Here is a 12,872-nt window from a genome sequence, read left to right as displayed (position 1 = left end):
AGTCGGGCAGACGGAAGCCCGGCACCCCCAAGGGGTACCGGGCTTCCGTCAGGTACAGCCGGGAATTACAGCCCCGCGGCCTTCTTCAGGGCGTCCACGCGGTCGGTGCGCTCCCAGGTGAAGTCCGGCAGCTCGCGGCCGAAGTGGCCGTAGGCGGCGGTCTGCGAGTAGATCGGGCGGAGCAGGTCGAGGTCGCGGATGATCGCGGCCGGGCGGAGGTCGAAGACCTCGCCGATGGCGTTCTCGATCTTCTCGGTGTCGACGGTGTTCGTGCCGAAGGTCTCGACGAAGAGACCGACGGGCTCGGCCTTGCCGATCGCGTACGCGACCTGGACCTCGCAGCGCGAGGCGAGACCGGCGGCGACGACGTTCTTCGCGACCCAGCGCATGGCGTAGGCGGCCGAGCGGTCGACCTTCGACGGGTCCTTGCCGGAGAAGGCACCGCCGCCGTGGCGGGCCATGCCGCCGTACGTGTCGATGATGATCTTGCGGCCGGTGAGGCCGGCGTCGCCCATCGGGCCGCCGATCTCGAAGCGCCCGGTCGGGTTGACCAGCAGGCGGTAGCCGTCGGTGTCGAGCTTGATGCCGTCCTCGACGAGCTGCGCGAGCACGTGCTCGACGACGAACTCGCGGATGTCGGGGGCGAGCAGCGACTCCAGGTCGATGTCCGAGGCGTGCTGCGAGGAGACCACGACCGTGTCGAGGCGGACGGCCTTGTCGCCGTCGTACTCGATGGTGACCTGGGTCTTGCCGTCGGGGCGCAGGTACGGGATGGTCCCGTTCTTGCGGACCTCGGTGAGGCGGCGCGAGAGGCGGTGCGCGATGTGGATCGGCAGCGGCATCAGCTCGGGGGTCTCGTCCGAGGCGTAGCCGAACATCAGGCCCTGGTCGCCGGCACCCTGCTTGTCGAGCTCGTCCTCGTCGCCCTCGACCCGCTTCTCGTACGCGGTGTCGACACCCTGCGCGATGTCCGGGGACTGCGACCCGATGGACACCGACACGCCGCAGGAGGCGCCGTCGAAGCCCTTCTTCGAGGAGTCGTACCCGATCTCGAGGATCTTGTTCCGGACGAGGGTGGGGATGTCCGCCCAGGCCTTCGTGGTCACCTCGCCGGCGACGTGCACCAGGCCGGTGGTGATCAGCGTCTCGACCGCGACGCGCGAGGTGGGGTCCTCTCGCAGCAGTGCGTCGAGGATGGTGTCGCTGATCTGGTCAGCGATCTTGTCGGGGTGACCCTCGGTGACGGACTCCGAGGTGAACAGACGACGGGACACAACGCTCCCTGGGGTTGCAGCGGCTGCTGGCTACTCGTGACGGACCGGCAGGGGGCTGCGCCCCGCGACGTTCCACGAACAGTCTATCGGTCGCGGTCGGGCAATGGACCAGGTGTCTCGCCTGGTGAATGGTCGGGCGTGACCGGAACCGGCCTCCTGCCCGGCGGAGGCGCCTCTTCCCGTGGGGCGTAAATCACTCGGGAATCACTCGCGCGTCGGCGTTTCCCACCCTGCGGAACGCCTCCGCAGGGTGACATCGCGCCAAGATCGCGTGCGTCCGGGGCCGGGCGTGGGTCCGTCAGGTCGCGGGGCGCGGAGCGGGGCGCAGGAGCGGCAGGACCAGGTCCCAGACCGTCTCGGCGAGCGCTTCCTTCGGCCCGTACGGCACGGGGGTCTCGGCGCCGTCCGCCGCGAGCACGACGGCCTCGTTCTCCTCGGAGCCGAAGGTCTTGCGCTCCCCCACCTCGTTGACGACGAGCAGGTCGCAGCCCTTGCGGCGGAGCTTCTCGCGCCCGTTGGCGAGGACGTCGTCGGTCTCGGCGGCGAAGCCGACGACGACCTGCCCCGGCAGGGCGCGGTCGGCGGAGAGCTCGGCGAGGATGTCGGGGTTGCGGACGAGTTCGACGGTCGGCGCTCCCCCGTCGTCCTTCTTCTTGATCTTCCCGGAGGCGTAGACGGCCGGCCGGAAATCGGCCACAGCGGCGGCCATCACCACGGCGTCGGCGTCGCCCGCCGCCTTGAGGACGGCCTCGCGGAGCTGGAGGGCGGTGCCGACGTGGACCACGTCGACCCCGGCGGGGTCGGGGATGCCGGTATTGGCCTCGACGAGCGTGACCCGGGCCCCGCGTGCGGCGGCGGCCTTGGCGAGGGCGTACCCCTGCTTGCCGGAGGAGCGGTTGCCCAGGTAGCGGACGGGGTCGAGCGGCTCCCGCGTGCCGCCCGCGCTGACCACGACGTGGCGTCCGGCGAGATCGGGGGCGGCGGCGCCGCGCGCCAGGATCCTCCGGCAGACCTCGAAGATCTCGGCGGGGTCCGGCAGCCGGCCCTTGCCGGTGTCGACGCCGGTGAGCCGGCCGACGGCGGGCTCGATGACGACGGCGCCGCGGCGGCGCAGGGTGGCCACATTCTCCTGGGTCGCCGGGTGCTCCCACATCTCGGTGTGCATGGCGGGGGCGAAGACGACGGGACAGCGCGCGGTGAGCAGCGTGTTGGTGAGGAGGTCGTCGGCGAGGCCGTGGGCGGCCTTGGCGAGCATGTCGGCGGTGGCGGGGGCGACGACGACGAGGTCGGCGCCCTGGCCGATCCGTACGTGCGGCACCTCGTGGACCGACTCCCACACCTCGGTGGAGACGGGGTGCCCGGAGAGCGCGGACCAGGTCGCCGCGCCGACGAAGTGGAGGGCGGAGTCGGTGGGCACGACCCGTACGTCGTGGCCCGACTCGGTGAGCCGGCGCAGCAGCTCGCACGCCTTGTAGGCGGCGATGCCGCCGCTGACCCCCAGAACGACCTTCGGCTTCGTCACCACTGCCACTGCCACTCCCCGCACTCGGATGCGTACGACTCCATGAGACACCAAAGGCCCGGCGGTTGTTCCGCCGGGCCTTCGGTGACAAGCGTTACGTGCTTACTGAGCCGGGCCCTCGATGGCCTCGGAGGTCAGCAGACCCGCGTTGATCTCCCGCAGGGCGATCGAGAGCGGCTTCTCGTGGACGTGGGTGTCGACGAGCGGACCCACGTACTCCAGCAGGCCCTCGCCGAGCTGGGAGTAGTACGCGTTGATCTGACGCGCGCGCTTGGCCGCGTAGATCACGAGGCTGTACTTCGAGTCGGTTGCCTCGAGCAGCTCGTCGATCGGCGGGTTGATGATGCCCTCGGGCGCAGTCATGGAAGAGGACACGCTCTACCTTCCGAAGAATGGAAAAAAGATCAGACGAATGCTGTGGAGTGCGGGATCCCTGCGGCAATCAGCCGCTGATGTCCGGGTCCCCGGAAGACAGCAGCATCAACGTTAGCAGCTCGCGGGCGACGTCCTCGACTGAGGTGTTGACGAGCGTGGTGTCGAACTCCGATTCGGCGGCCAGCTCGATCTTCGCGGCGGCCAGTCGGCGCTCGATGACCTCGGGCGACTCGGTGCCGCGGCCGGTGAGCCGGCGGACCAGCTCCTCCCAGCTCGGCGGGGCCAGGAAGACCAGCTGGGACTCGGGCATCGAGTCCTTGACCTGACGGGCGCCCTGGAGGTCGATCTCCAGGAGGACGGGCTCCCCGGAGTCGAGGCGGTCGAGGACCGCGCCACGCGGGGTGCCGTAGCGGTTGCCCGCGAACTCGGCCCATTCGAGGAGTTCACCATTGGCGATCAGCTTGTCGAACTCGTCGTCCGTGACGAAGAAATAGTGGACGCCGTGCTTCTCGCCGGGGCGGGGCTTTCGTGTCGTGGCCGACACCGAGAGCCAGACCTCGGGGTGGACCTTGCGCATATGAGCGACGACCGTGCTCTTGCCGACCCCTGAGGGGCCGGAGAGCACGGTCAGCCGCGGACGTACCTCTGCTGCCATGCAGCGATTATTCCAGCTTTACCGGTGTGCCCGGGACGCGCGTCCCGGATCAGGCTCCGGTGCTGCCGAACTCGCGCTCCAGGGAGGCGATCTGGTTGGAGCCGAGACCACGGACACGGCGGCTCTCGGAGATGCCGAGGCGCTCCATGATCTGCTTGGCGCGGACCTTGCCGACGCCGGGCAGCGACTCGAGCAGAGCGGAGACCTTCATCTTGCCGATGACGTCGTTCTCCTGCCCGGTCTTGATGACCTCGTGGAGCGAGGCGCCGGAGTGCTTGAGTCGATTCTTGACCTCGGCCCGCTCCCGGCGAGCCGCGGCGGCCTTTTCGAGCGCGGCTGAGCGCTGTTCAGGGGTAAGGGGCGGAAGAGCCACGCCTACGTCACCTCGGATGTCGATCTAACGGATACGGACCGGTGAGGAACCCAGCGCCCCACACCAGTGGAGCAACGTGCAACGGAGTGGCCGTTGAACGCCTGCTCTGCCCCGGAGACTAGCGGCCGAGGCCGCTCCAGTCAGCGAGAACAGCGGAAAAGTCCTGGTCAGCATCGACCGACCAGGACTTTTCCGGCATAACGACCCGGTTTTGAGCCAAGTTTTCGTCAAGTAGCGAGACGGCCGGTGAGACGGTTCCTCTCACCGGGCCGATCCGCGACCGATTCACCGGGCCGATCCGCTCCGACCTGCGGATTGACCGCGAGCCCGCCGAGAACGCGCTTACGCGCCGACGGCCGCGCGGATCTCGTCCGCGTACCGGTCCGCCGAGGACCGCAGGGCGGACACGTCGGGACCGTGACGGAGAACACCCCGACTGACGTTCGGGACGACGTTGCGGACCGCGGCGCCGAAGACCGCGGGGAGGTCCGCCGGGGTCGCGCCCTGGGCGCCGATGCCGGGGGCCAGGAGCGGACCGTTGATGTCCAGGTCGAAGGTGGACAGGTCGCCGAGCGTGGCGCCGACGACCGCGCCGAAGGAGCCCATGGGGGTCTCCCCCGCGTTCTCCTCGGCGAGGTGCGCCAGCATGGTCGCGCCGACCGTGCGGCCGTCCTCGCGCACGGCCCGCTGGACCTCCGCACCCTCCGGGTTCGAGGTGAGCGCCAGGACGAACAGACCGGCGCCGGACTCCCGGGCCAGGTCGACGGCCGGCTTCAGCGAGCCGTAGCCGAGGTACGGGGAGACCGTCAGCGCGTCGGAGAAGAGCGGGGAGTCCTTGCGCAGGAAGGCCTCGGCGTACGCGGCCATCGTGGAGCCGATGTCGCCGCGCTTGGCGTCCATGACGACCAGGCCGCCCGCGGCGCGCACGTCGGCGACGGCGCGCTCCAGGACGGCGATGCCGCGCGAGCCGAAGCGCTCGAAGAAGGCGGCCTGCGGCTTGAAGACGGCGACGGTGCCGGCGAGCGCCTCGACGACCGTGAAGGTGAAGCGCTCCAGACCGGTGATGTCGTCGGTCAGGCCCCAGGAGTCGAGCAGGGCGGCGTGCGGGTCGATGCCGACGCAGAGTGGGCCGCGCTCGTCCATGGCGGAGCGCAGACGGGTACCGAACGAGAGGGTCACTTGGCGGCCTTTCGGGAGTCGGAGCCGGCGCCGACGGCCTCGGCGAGGGTGGCGTACGGAGAGGCTGCGAGGCGCGCGGCGAGGCCCTTGTGGATCGCGCGGGCGTAGAACGGGCCCTCGTAGATGAAGGCGCTGTAGCCCTGGATCAGGGTGGCGCCGGCGAGGATGCGCTGCCAGGCGTCCTCGGCGTTCTCGATGCCGCCGACGCCCACGAGGACGATCCGGTCCCCCACGCGCGCGTGGAGGCGCCTGAGGACCGCGAGGGAGCGCTCCTTGACGGGCGCCCCGGACAGGCCGCCGGTCTCCTTGACCAGCGCGGGGTCGGACGTCAGGCCGAGGCCCTCGCGCGCGATGGTGGTGTTGGTGGCGATGATGCCGTCGAGGCCGAGCTCCAGGGCGAGGTCGGCGACCGCGTCGACGTCCTCGTCGGCGAGGTCGGGGGCGATCTTGACGAGGAGGGGGACGCGGCGGTCCGTGACCGCGCGGTCGGCCGCTTCCCGTACCGCCGTGAGGAGCGGGCGGAGGGACTCGGTGGCCTGGAGGTTGCGCAGCCCGGGGGTGTTCGGCGAGGAGACGTTCACGACCAGGTAGTCGGCGTGCGCGGCGAGGCGCTCGGTGGACTTCACGTAGTCGGCGGCGGCCTCGGCCTCCGGGACGACCTTGGTCTTGCCGATGTTGACGCCGACGACGGTCCTGAAGACCGGCACGCGCGCGTGGAGGCGGTCGGCGACGGCGGCGGAGCCCTCGTTGTTGAAGCCCATGCGGTTGATCAGGGCGCGGTCCGGGACCAGCCGGAAGAGGCGCTTCTTGGGGTTGCCGGGCTGGGCCTCGCCGGTGACCGTGCCGATCTCGACGTGGTCGAAGCCGAGCATCGCCATGCCGTCGATGGCGACGGCGTTCTTGTCGAAGCCGGCGGCGAGACCGAAGGGGCCGTGCATCCGCAGGCCGAGGGCCTCGGTGCGCAGCTCCTTGTAGCGGGGCGCGAGGACGGCGGCGACGAAGGTCCGGAGGACGGGGACGCGCGCGGCCGTACGGATCCAGCGGAAGGCCAGGTAGTGGGCCTTCTCGGGGTCCATGCGCTTGAAGACGAGGTCGAAGAAGAACTTGTACATGTGAATCCGGTCCAGGTGTGCTCATGAAGAGGGGGACACCGCGGTGTCTCCGGTGTCCCCCCTGCTTCGTACGGGCTGCTAGTCGCGGGCCGCGGTCAGATGCTCCGCGTGTTCCTGGAGCGAGCGGACGCCGACGTCGCCGCGGTTGAGCGCGTCGATGCCCTGGACGGCCGCGGCGAGCGCCTGGACCGTGGTGAGGCACGGGACGCTGCGCGCCACCGCTGCCGTACGGATCTCGTAGCCGTCGAGGCGGCCGCCGGTGCCGTACGGCGTGTTGACGATCAGGTCGACCTGGCCGTCGTGGATCAGCTGGACGATGGTCTTCTCGCCGTTCGGGCCCTCGCCCTCGCTGAGCTTGCGCACGACGGTGGCGTTGATGCCGTTGCGCTTGAGGACCTCGGCGGTGCCGGAGGTGGCGAGCAGCTCGAAGCCGTGGGCGACGAGCTCGCGCGCCGGGAAGATCATCGAGCGCTTGTCGCGGTTGGCGACGGAGATGAACGCGCGGCCCTTGGTGGGCAGCGGGCCGTAGGCGCCGGCCTGCGACTTGGCGTACGCCGTGCCGAAGACCGCGTCGATGCCCATGACCTCGCCGGTGGAGCGCATCTCCGGGCCGAGGACGGTGTCGACGCCGCGGCCGTGGATGTCGCGGAAGCGCGACCACGGCATGACGGCCTCCTTGACGGAGATCGGCGCGTCGATCGGCAGGGTGCCGCCGTCGCCGTTCTTCGGCAGCAGGCCCTCGGCGCGCAGCTCGGCGATGGTGGCGCCGAGCGAGATGCGGGCGGCGGCCTTCGCGAGCGGGACGGCGGTCGCCTTCGAGGTGAAGGGGACGGTCCGGGAGGCGCGGGGGTTGGCCTCCAGCACGTACAGGATGTCACCGGCCATGGCGAACTGGATGTTGATCAGTCCGCGGACGCCGACGCCCTTGGCGATCGCCTCGGTGGAGATGCGCAGGCGCTTGATGTCGAAGCCGCCGAGGGTGATCGGGGGCAGGGCGCACGCCGAGTCGCCGGAGTGGATGCCGGCCTCCTCGATGTGCTCCATGACGCCGCCGAGGTAGAGCTCCTCGCCGTCGTAGAGGGCGTCGACGTCGATCTCGATGGCGTCGTCGAGGAAGCGGTCGACCAGGACCGGCCGGGTGGGGCTGATCTCGGTGGACTCGGCGATGTACGACTCCAGGCGGGTCTCGTCGTAGACGATCTCCATGCCGCGGCCGCCGAGCACGTACGACGGGCGTACGAGGACGGGGTAGCCGATCTCGTCGGCGATGGCCTTGGCGCCGGCGAAGGTGGTCGCGGTGCCGTGCTTGGGGGCGGGGAGGCCGGCCTCGGCGAGGACCCGGCCGAAGGCGCCGCGGTCCTCGGCGGCGTGGATGGCCTCCGGCGGGGTGCCGACGACCGGGACGCCGTTGTCCTTGAGCGCCTGCGACAGGCCCAGCGGGGTCTGGCCGCCGAGCTGGACGACGACACCGGCGACGGGGCCGGCGAGGGTCTCGGCGTGGACGATCTCCAGCACGTCTTCCAGCGTCAGCGGCTCGAAGTACAGGCGGTCGGAGGTGTCGTAGTCCGTCGAGACGGTCTCCGGGTTGCAGTTGACCATCACGGTCTCGTAGCCGGCGTCGCTGAGCGCGAAGGAGGCGTGGACGCATGAGTAGTCGAACTCGATGCCCTGGCCGATGCGGTTCGGGCCGGAGCCCAGGATGATCACCGCGGGCTTGGTGCGCGGCGCGACCTCGCTCTCCTCGTCGTACGAGGAGTAGAAGTACGGGGTCTTGGCGGCGAACTCGGCGGCGCAGGTGTCGACCGTCTTGTAGACCGGGCGGACGCCGAGGGCGTGGCGGACCTCGCGGACGACGTCCTCGCGCAGGCCGCGGATCTCGGCGATCTGGGCGTCGGAGAAGCCGTGGCGCTTGGCCTCGGCGAGGATCTCCGGGTGGAGCTTCTCGGCGGCGGCCAGCTCGTCGGCGATCTCCTTGATCAGGAAGAGCTGGTCGACGAACCACGGGTCGATCTTCGTGGCGTCGAAGACCTCCTCCGGGGTGGCGCCGGCGCGGATCGCCTGCATGACGGTGTTGATGCGGCCGTCGGTCGGGCGGACCGACTCCTCCAGGAGGAGGGCCTTGTCGCCGGGCTCGCCGACGAAGGTGAACTGCGAGCCCTTCTTCTCCAGGGAGCGCAGGGCCTTCTGGAGGGCCTCGGTGAAGTTGCGGCCGATCGCCATGGCCTCGCCGACCGACTTCATGGTCGTGGTGAGGGTGGAGTCGGCCTGGGGGAACTTCTCGAAGGCGAAGCGCGGGGCCTTGACGACGACGTAGTCGAGCGAGGGCTCGAAGGACGCCGGGGTCTTCTCCGTGATGTCGTTCGGGATCTCGTCCAGCGTGTAGCCGACGGCGAGCCGGGCCGCGATCTTGGCGATCGGGAAGCCGGTGGCCTTGGAGGCGAGCGCCGAGGAGCGGGAGACGCGCGGGTTCATCTCGATGACGATGATCCGGCCGTCGACCGGGTCGATCGCGAACTGGATGTTGCAGCCGCCGGTGTCGACGCCGACCTCGCGGATGATCGCGATGCCGATGTCGCGCAGCCGCTGGTACTCGCGGTCGGTGAGCGTCATCGCCGGGGCGACGGTGATCGAGTCACCGGTGTGGACGCCCATCGGGTCGAAGTTCTCGATGGAGCAGACGACCACGACGTTGTCGTTCTTGTCGCGCATCAGCTCCAGCTCGTACTCCTTCCAGCCGAGGATGGACTCCTCCAGGAGCACCTCGGTGGTCGGGGAGAGCGTGAGGCCCTGGCCGGCGATGCGGCGCAGCTCGTCCTCGTCGTGGGCGAAGCCGGAGCCGGCGCCGCCCATGGTGAAGGAGGGGCGGACGACGACGGGGTAGCCGCCGAGCGTGTCGACGCCCGCGATGACGTCGTCCATCGAGTGGCAGATGACCGAGCGGGCGGACTCGCCGTACCCGATCTTGGCCTTGACGGCCTCGACGACGCCCTTGAAGAGGTCGCGGTCCTCGCCCTTGTTGATGGCCTCGACGTTGGCGCCGATGAGCTCGACGCCGTACTTCTCCAGGACGCCCTGCTCGTGCATGGAGATCGCGGTGTTGAGCGCGGTCTGACCGCCGAGGGTGGGCAGGAGGGCGTCGGGGCGCTCCTTGGCGATGATCTTCTCGACGAACTCGGGGGTGATCGGCTCGACGTAGGTCGCGTCGGCGATCTCCGGGTCGGTCATGATCGTGGCCGGGTTGGAGTTGACCAGGATCACCCGCAGGCCCTCGGCCTTGAGGATGCGGCAGGCCTGGGTACCGGAGTAGTCGAACTCGGCGGCCTGTCCGATGACGATCGGGCCGGAGCCGATGACCAGGACGGACTGGATATCGGTGCGCTTAGGCACGCTCGGCCTCCATCAGGGATACGAAACGGTCGAAGAGGTACGCGGCGTCGTGCGGGCCCGCGGCCGCCTCGGGGTGGTACTGGACGGAGAAGGCCGGCTGGTCGAGCAGCTGGAGGCCTTCGACGACCTGGTCGTTCAGGCACACGTGGGAGACCTCGGCACGCCCGAAGGGGGTGTCGGAGACCTTGTCGAGGGGCGCGTCGACGGCGAAGCCGTGGTTGTGCGCGGTGATCTCGACCTTGCCCGTGGTGCGGTCCTGGACCGGCTGGTTGATGCCGCGGTGGCCGTACTTCAGCTTGTAGGTGCCGAAGCCGAGGGCGCGCCCGAGGATCTGGTTGCCGAAGCAGATGCCGAAGAGCGGGGTCTTGCGCTCCAGGACCGCCTGCATGACGGCGACGGGGCCGTCGGCGGTGGCCGGGTCGCCCGGGCCGTTGGAGAAGAAGACGCCGTCCGGGTTCACCGCGTAGATGTCCTCGGCGGTGGCCGTGGCCGGCAGCACGTGGACCTCGATGCCGCGCTCGGCCATCCGGTGCGGGGTCATGCCCTTGATGCCGAGGTCGACGGCGGCGACGGTGAACTTCTTCGTACCGATCGCGGGGACGACGTACGTCTCCTTGGTGGCGACCTCGGCGGAGAGGTTCGCGCCCTTCATCTGGGGCTGCTCCTGGACCTTCGCGAGGAGGGCCTCGTCGCGGACGCCGTTCCAGGCCTCGCCGGAGAAGATGCCGACGCGCATGGCGCCGCGCTCGCGCAGGTGGCGGGTGAGGGCGCGGGTGTCGATGCCGGAGATGCCGACGACGCCCTGGCGCTCCAGCTCCTCGTCCAGCGAGCGCCGGGCGCGCCAGTTGGAGGAGACGCGGGCGGGGTCGCGGACGACGTAGCCGGAGACCCAGATGCGGCCGGACTCGGGGTCCTCGTCGTTGACGCCGGTGTTGCCGACGTGCGGGGCCGTCATGACGACGACCTGGCGGTGGTACGACGGGTCGGTGAGGGTCTCCTGGTAGCCGGTCATGCCGGTGGAGAACACGGCCTCGCCGAAGGTCTCCCCCACGGCCCCGTAGGCGCGGCCGCGGAAGATGCGGCCGTCCTCCAGGACGAGTACGGCGGGAACCTTGCTGGTTCCCCGGGTGGAGGTCGTCATCGTGCGATGCCTTCCGTCGTGTTGATCATGGAGTTGATGGCCTCGACCCAGGCGGTGTGCTCGGCCGCCCGGTCGGAGCGGAAGCCGGAGTCGAGCAGCTTCTCGCCGTGGGCCCAGGTGACGATCAGCAGGCCGCCCTCGGCGAGGACCTTGCCGGCGATGCCCTTGTCGAGGCGGGCCTCGCGCAGGGCGTCCGTCGGGATGAAGTAGTCGTTCGCCCCGGGGCGTACGACCGCGATTCCGGCGTCGGTGAGCGTGAGCTCGACGCGGCTGCGGGTGCCGAGGCCGTGGGCGACGATCCGGTCGAGCCACTGCCCGGCGGTCGTGGACCCGTGGTAGCGCCCGCTGAGAGTCAGTTTCGCCTCACCGGGAGCCTCCGGCGCGGCGGGCAGCTCGGGCAGGTCCGACTGGAGGCTGCCGCGCCACTTCCACCCCTGGCGCATCAGCCAGTAGACGAGGGTGATGAAGAGCAGCAGTCCGGCGACCCAGCCGATCCGTCCGGCCCAGTCGGTCACCTCCGCCGACTTCGGTTCCGCTGCCTGTGCGGCGATTGCGATGAGTGGTGTCACGCCAGCTTCCCGTCCACGACCGTTGCCCGGCCCCGCAGGAAGGTGTGGGTGACGCGTCCCGGCAGCTCACGGCCCTCGTAGGGGGTGTTGCGGCTGCGGGAGGCGAAGTCCGCGGGGTCCACGACACCACGGTAAGCCGGATCGACCAGCGTCAGGTTCGCGGGCTCACCAGCCGAGACGGGTCGTCCGTGGCCCTTGGCCCGTCCGATGCGGGCCGGGGCGAAGGACATCCGGTCGGCGACGCCGGCCCAGTCGAGGAGGCCGGTCTCGACCATCGTCTGCTGGACGACGGAGAGGGCCGTCTCCAGGCCGACCATGCCCATGGCGGCGGCCGCCCACTCGCAGTCCTTGTCCTCGTGCGGGTGCGGGGCGTGGTCGGTGGCGACGATGTCGATCGTGCCGTCGGCCAGCGCCTCGCGCAGCGCCAGGACGTCCTTCTCGGTGCGCAGCGGCGGGTTGACCTTGTAGACGGGGTTGTACGAGCGGACCAGCTCGTCCGTGAGGAGGAGGTGGTGCGGGGTGACCTCGGCGGTGACGTCGATGCCGCGGGACTTGGCCCAGCGGACGATCTCGACGGAGCCGGCGGTGGAGAGGTGGCAGATGTGGACGCGGGAGCCGACGTGCTCGGCGAGGAGGACGTCGCGCGCGATGATCGACTCCTCGGCGACGGCCGGCCAGCCGCCGAGGCCGAGCTCGGCGGAGACGATGCCCTCGTTCATCTGGGCGCCCTCGGTGAGGCGGGGCTCCTGGGCGTGCTGGGCGACGACGCCGTCGAAGGCCTTCACGTACTCCAGGGCGCGGCGCATGATCACGGCGTCGTCGACGCACTTGCCGTCGTCGGAGAAGACGGTGACGCCGGCGGCGGAGTCGTGCATGGCGCCGAGCTCGGCGAGCTTCTTGCCCTCCAGGCCGACGGTGACGGCGCCGATGGGCTGCACGTCGCAGTAGCCGGACTCCTTGCCGAGCCGGTAGACCTGCTCGACGACGCCGGCGGTGTCGGCGACCGGGTGGGTGTTGGCCATGGCGAAGACGGCCGTGTAGCCGCCGGAGGCGGCGGCGCGGGTGCCGGTGAGGACGGTCTCGGAGTCCTCGCGGCCGGGCTCGCGCAGGTGGGTGTGGAGGTCGACGAGGCCGGGGAGGAGGATCTGGCCCGCGGCCTCGATGACCGTCGCGCCGTCGGCGGACAGGCCGGTGCCGACCTCGACGATGGTCTCGCCGTCGATCAGGACGTCCAGGACCTCGCCGCCCAGCACCTGCGCACCGCGGATAAGGATCTTGCTCATGG

Annotated in this window: 11 protein-coding genes; all 11 read right to left on the bottom strand. The window is 70.4% G+C overall.

Translation table 11 applies throughout. The features are described 5' to 3' along the window. Window positions 1–65 precede the first annotated feature (65 nt). The 11 genes from metK to ACFC0G_RS32535 all read right to left on the bottom strand — a co-directional run bounded on the left by metK (window position 66) and on the right by ACFC0G_RS32535 (window position 12,870). The gene (gene metK, locus ACFC0G_RS32585) at window positions 66–1,274 is read right to left on the bottom strand and encodes a methionine adenosyltransferase (protein ID WP_150272137.1); all 1,209 of its coding nucleotides are present in this window, start codon (window positions 1,272–1,274) and stop codon (window positions 66–68) included. A gap of 298 nt (window positions 1,275–1,572) precedes the next feature. Then, the gene (gene coaBC / locus ACFC0G_RS32580) at window positions 1,573–2,796 is read right to left on the bottom strand and encodes a bifunctional phosphopantothenoylcysteine decarboxylase/phosphopantothenate--cysteine ligase CoaBC (protein ID WP_376410561.1); all 1,224 of its coding nucleotides are present in this window, start codon (window positions 2,794–2,796) and stop codon (window positions 1,573–1,575) included. 102 nt (window positions 2,797–2,898) lie between these two features. Further along, window positions 2,899–3,171, bottom strand: coding sequence for a DNA-directed RNA polymerase subunit omega (rpoZ, locus tag ACFC0G_RS32575; protein ID WP_017242218.1), 273 nt, complete (start codon window positions 3,169–3,171; stop codon window positions 2,899–2,901). 67 nt (window positions 3,172–3,238) lie between these two features. Further along, window positions 3,239–3,826, bottom strand: a complete 588-nt coding sequence (gene gmk / locus ACFC0G_RS32570; protein ID WP_376410337.1) for a guanylate kinase — start codon at window positions 3,824–3,826, stop codon at window positions 3,239–3,241. A gap of 49 nt (window positions 3,827–3,875) precedes the next feature. Further along, entirely contained in the window at window positions 3,876–4,199 is a 324-nt protein-coding gene (locus ACFC0G_RS32565; RefSeq protein WP_376410334.1) for an integration host factor, read from the bottom strand. 342 nt (window positions 4,200–4,541) lie between these two features. Next, window positions 4,542–5,378: an orotidine-5'-phosphate decarboxylase gene (gene pyrF, locus ACFC0G_RS32560; protein ID WP_376410330.1), complete on the bottom strand. Its 837-nt coding sequence runs from the start codon at window positions 5,376–5,378 to the stop codon at window positions 4,542–4,544. Then, the gene (locus tag ACFC0G_RS32555; RefSeq protein ID WP_376410328.1) at window positions 5,375–6,490 is read right to left on the bottom strand and encodes a quinone-dependent dihydroorotate dehydrogenase; all 1,116 of its coding nucleotides are present in this window, start codon (window positions 6,488–6,490) and stop codon (window positions 5,375–5,377) included. Before ACFC0G_RS32555 ends, pyrF begins: the two co-directional genes overlap by 4 nt. A 78-nt stretch (window positions 6,491–6,568) precedes the next feature. Continuing rightward, window positions 6,569–9,877 carry a carbamoyl-phosphate synthase large subunit gene (gene carB / locus ACFC0G_RS32550; protein ID WP_376410325.1) on the bottom strand — a complete coding sequence of 1,103 codons (3,309 nt, stop codon included), beginning with the start codon at window positions 9,875–9,877 and terminating at the stop codon, window positions 6,569–6,571. Then, window positions 9,870–11,018 carry a glutamine-hydrolyzing carbamoyl-phosphate synthase small subunit gene (carA, locus tag ACFC0G_RS32545; protein WP_376410322.1) on the bottom strand — a complete coding sequence of 383 codons (1,149 nt, stop codon included), beginning with the start codon at window positions 11,016–11,018 and terminating at the stop codon, window positions 9,870–9,872. Before carA ends, carB begins: the two co-directional genes overlap by 8 nt. Next, window positions 11,015–11,587: a hypothetical protein gene (locus ACFC0G_RS32540; RefSeq protein WP_376410319.1), complete on the bottom strand. Its 573-nt coding sequence runs from the start codon at window positions 11,585–11,587 to the stop codon at window positions 11,015–11,017. The genes carA and ACFC0G_RS32540 overlap by 4 nt, the downstream gene beginning before the upstream one ends. After that, complete coding sequence (locus tag ACFC0G_RS32535; protein ID WP_376410316.1) at window positions 11,584–12,870, bottom strand: dihydroorotase; 1,287 nt, start codon at window positions 12,868–12,870, stop codon at window positions 11,584–11,586. The genes ACFC0G_RS32540 and ACFC0G_RS32535 overlap by 4 nt, the downstream gene beginning before the upstream one ends. Window positions 12,871–12,872: the final 2 nt, after the last annotated feature.

Source organism: Streptomyces sp. NPDC056169 (assembly GCF_042268445.1).
Classification (GTDB): domain Bacteria; phylum Actinomycetota; class Actinomycetes; order Streptomycetales; family Streptomycetaceae; genus Streptomyces.
This window is presented reverse-complemented; position numbering and strand designations above follow the sequence as displayed.

What these genes read in the sequence shown, in the direction of transcription:
- gmk (WP_376410337.1), bottom strand. Translation starts at nt 3,826, where the DNA reads ATGGCAGCAGAGGTACGTCCGCGGCTGACCGTGCTCTCCGGCCCCTCA.
- ACFC0G_RS32555 (WP_376410328.1), bottom strand. Translation starts at nt 6,490, where the DNA reads ATGTACAAGTTCTTCTTCGACCTCGTCTTCAAGCGCATGGACCCCGAG.
- carA (WP_376410322.1), bottom strand. Translation starts at nt 11,018, where the DNA reads ATGACGACCTCCACCCGGGGAACCAGCAAGGTTCCCGCCGTACTCGTC.
- ACFC0G_RS32535 (WP_376410316.1), bottom strand. Translation starts at nt 12,870, where the DNA reads ATGAGCAAGATCCTTATCCGCGGTGCGCAGGTGCTGGGCGGCGAGGTC.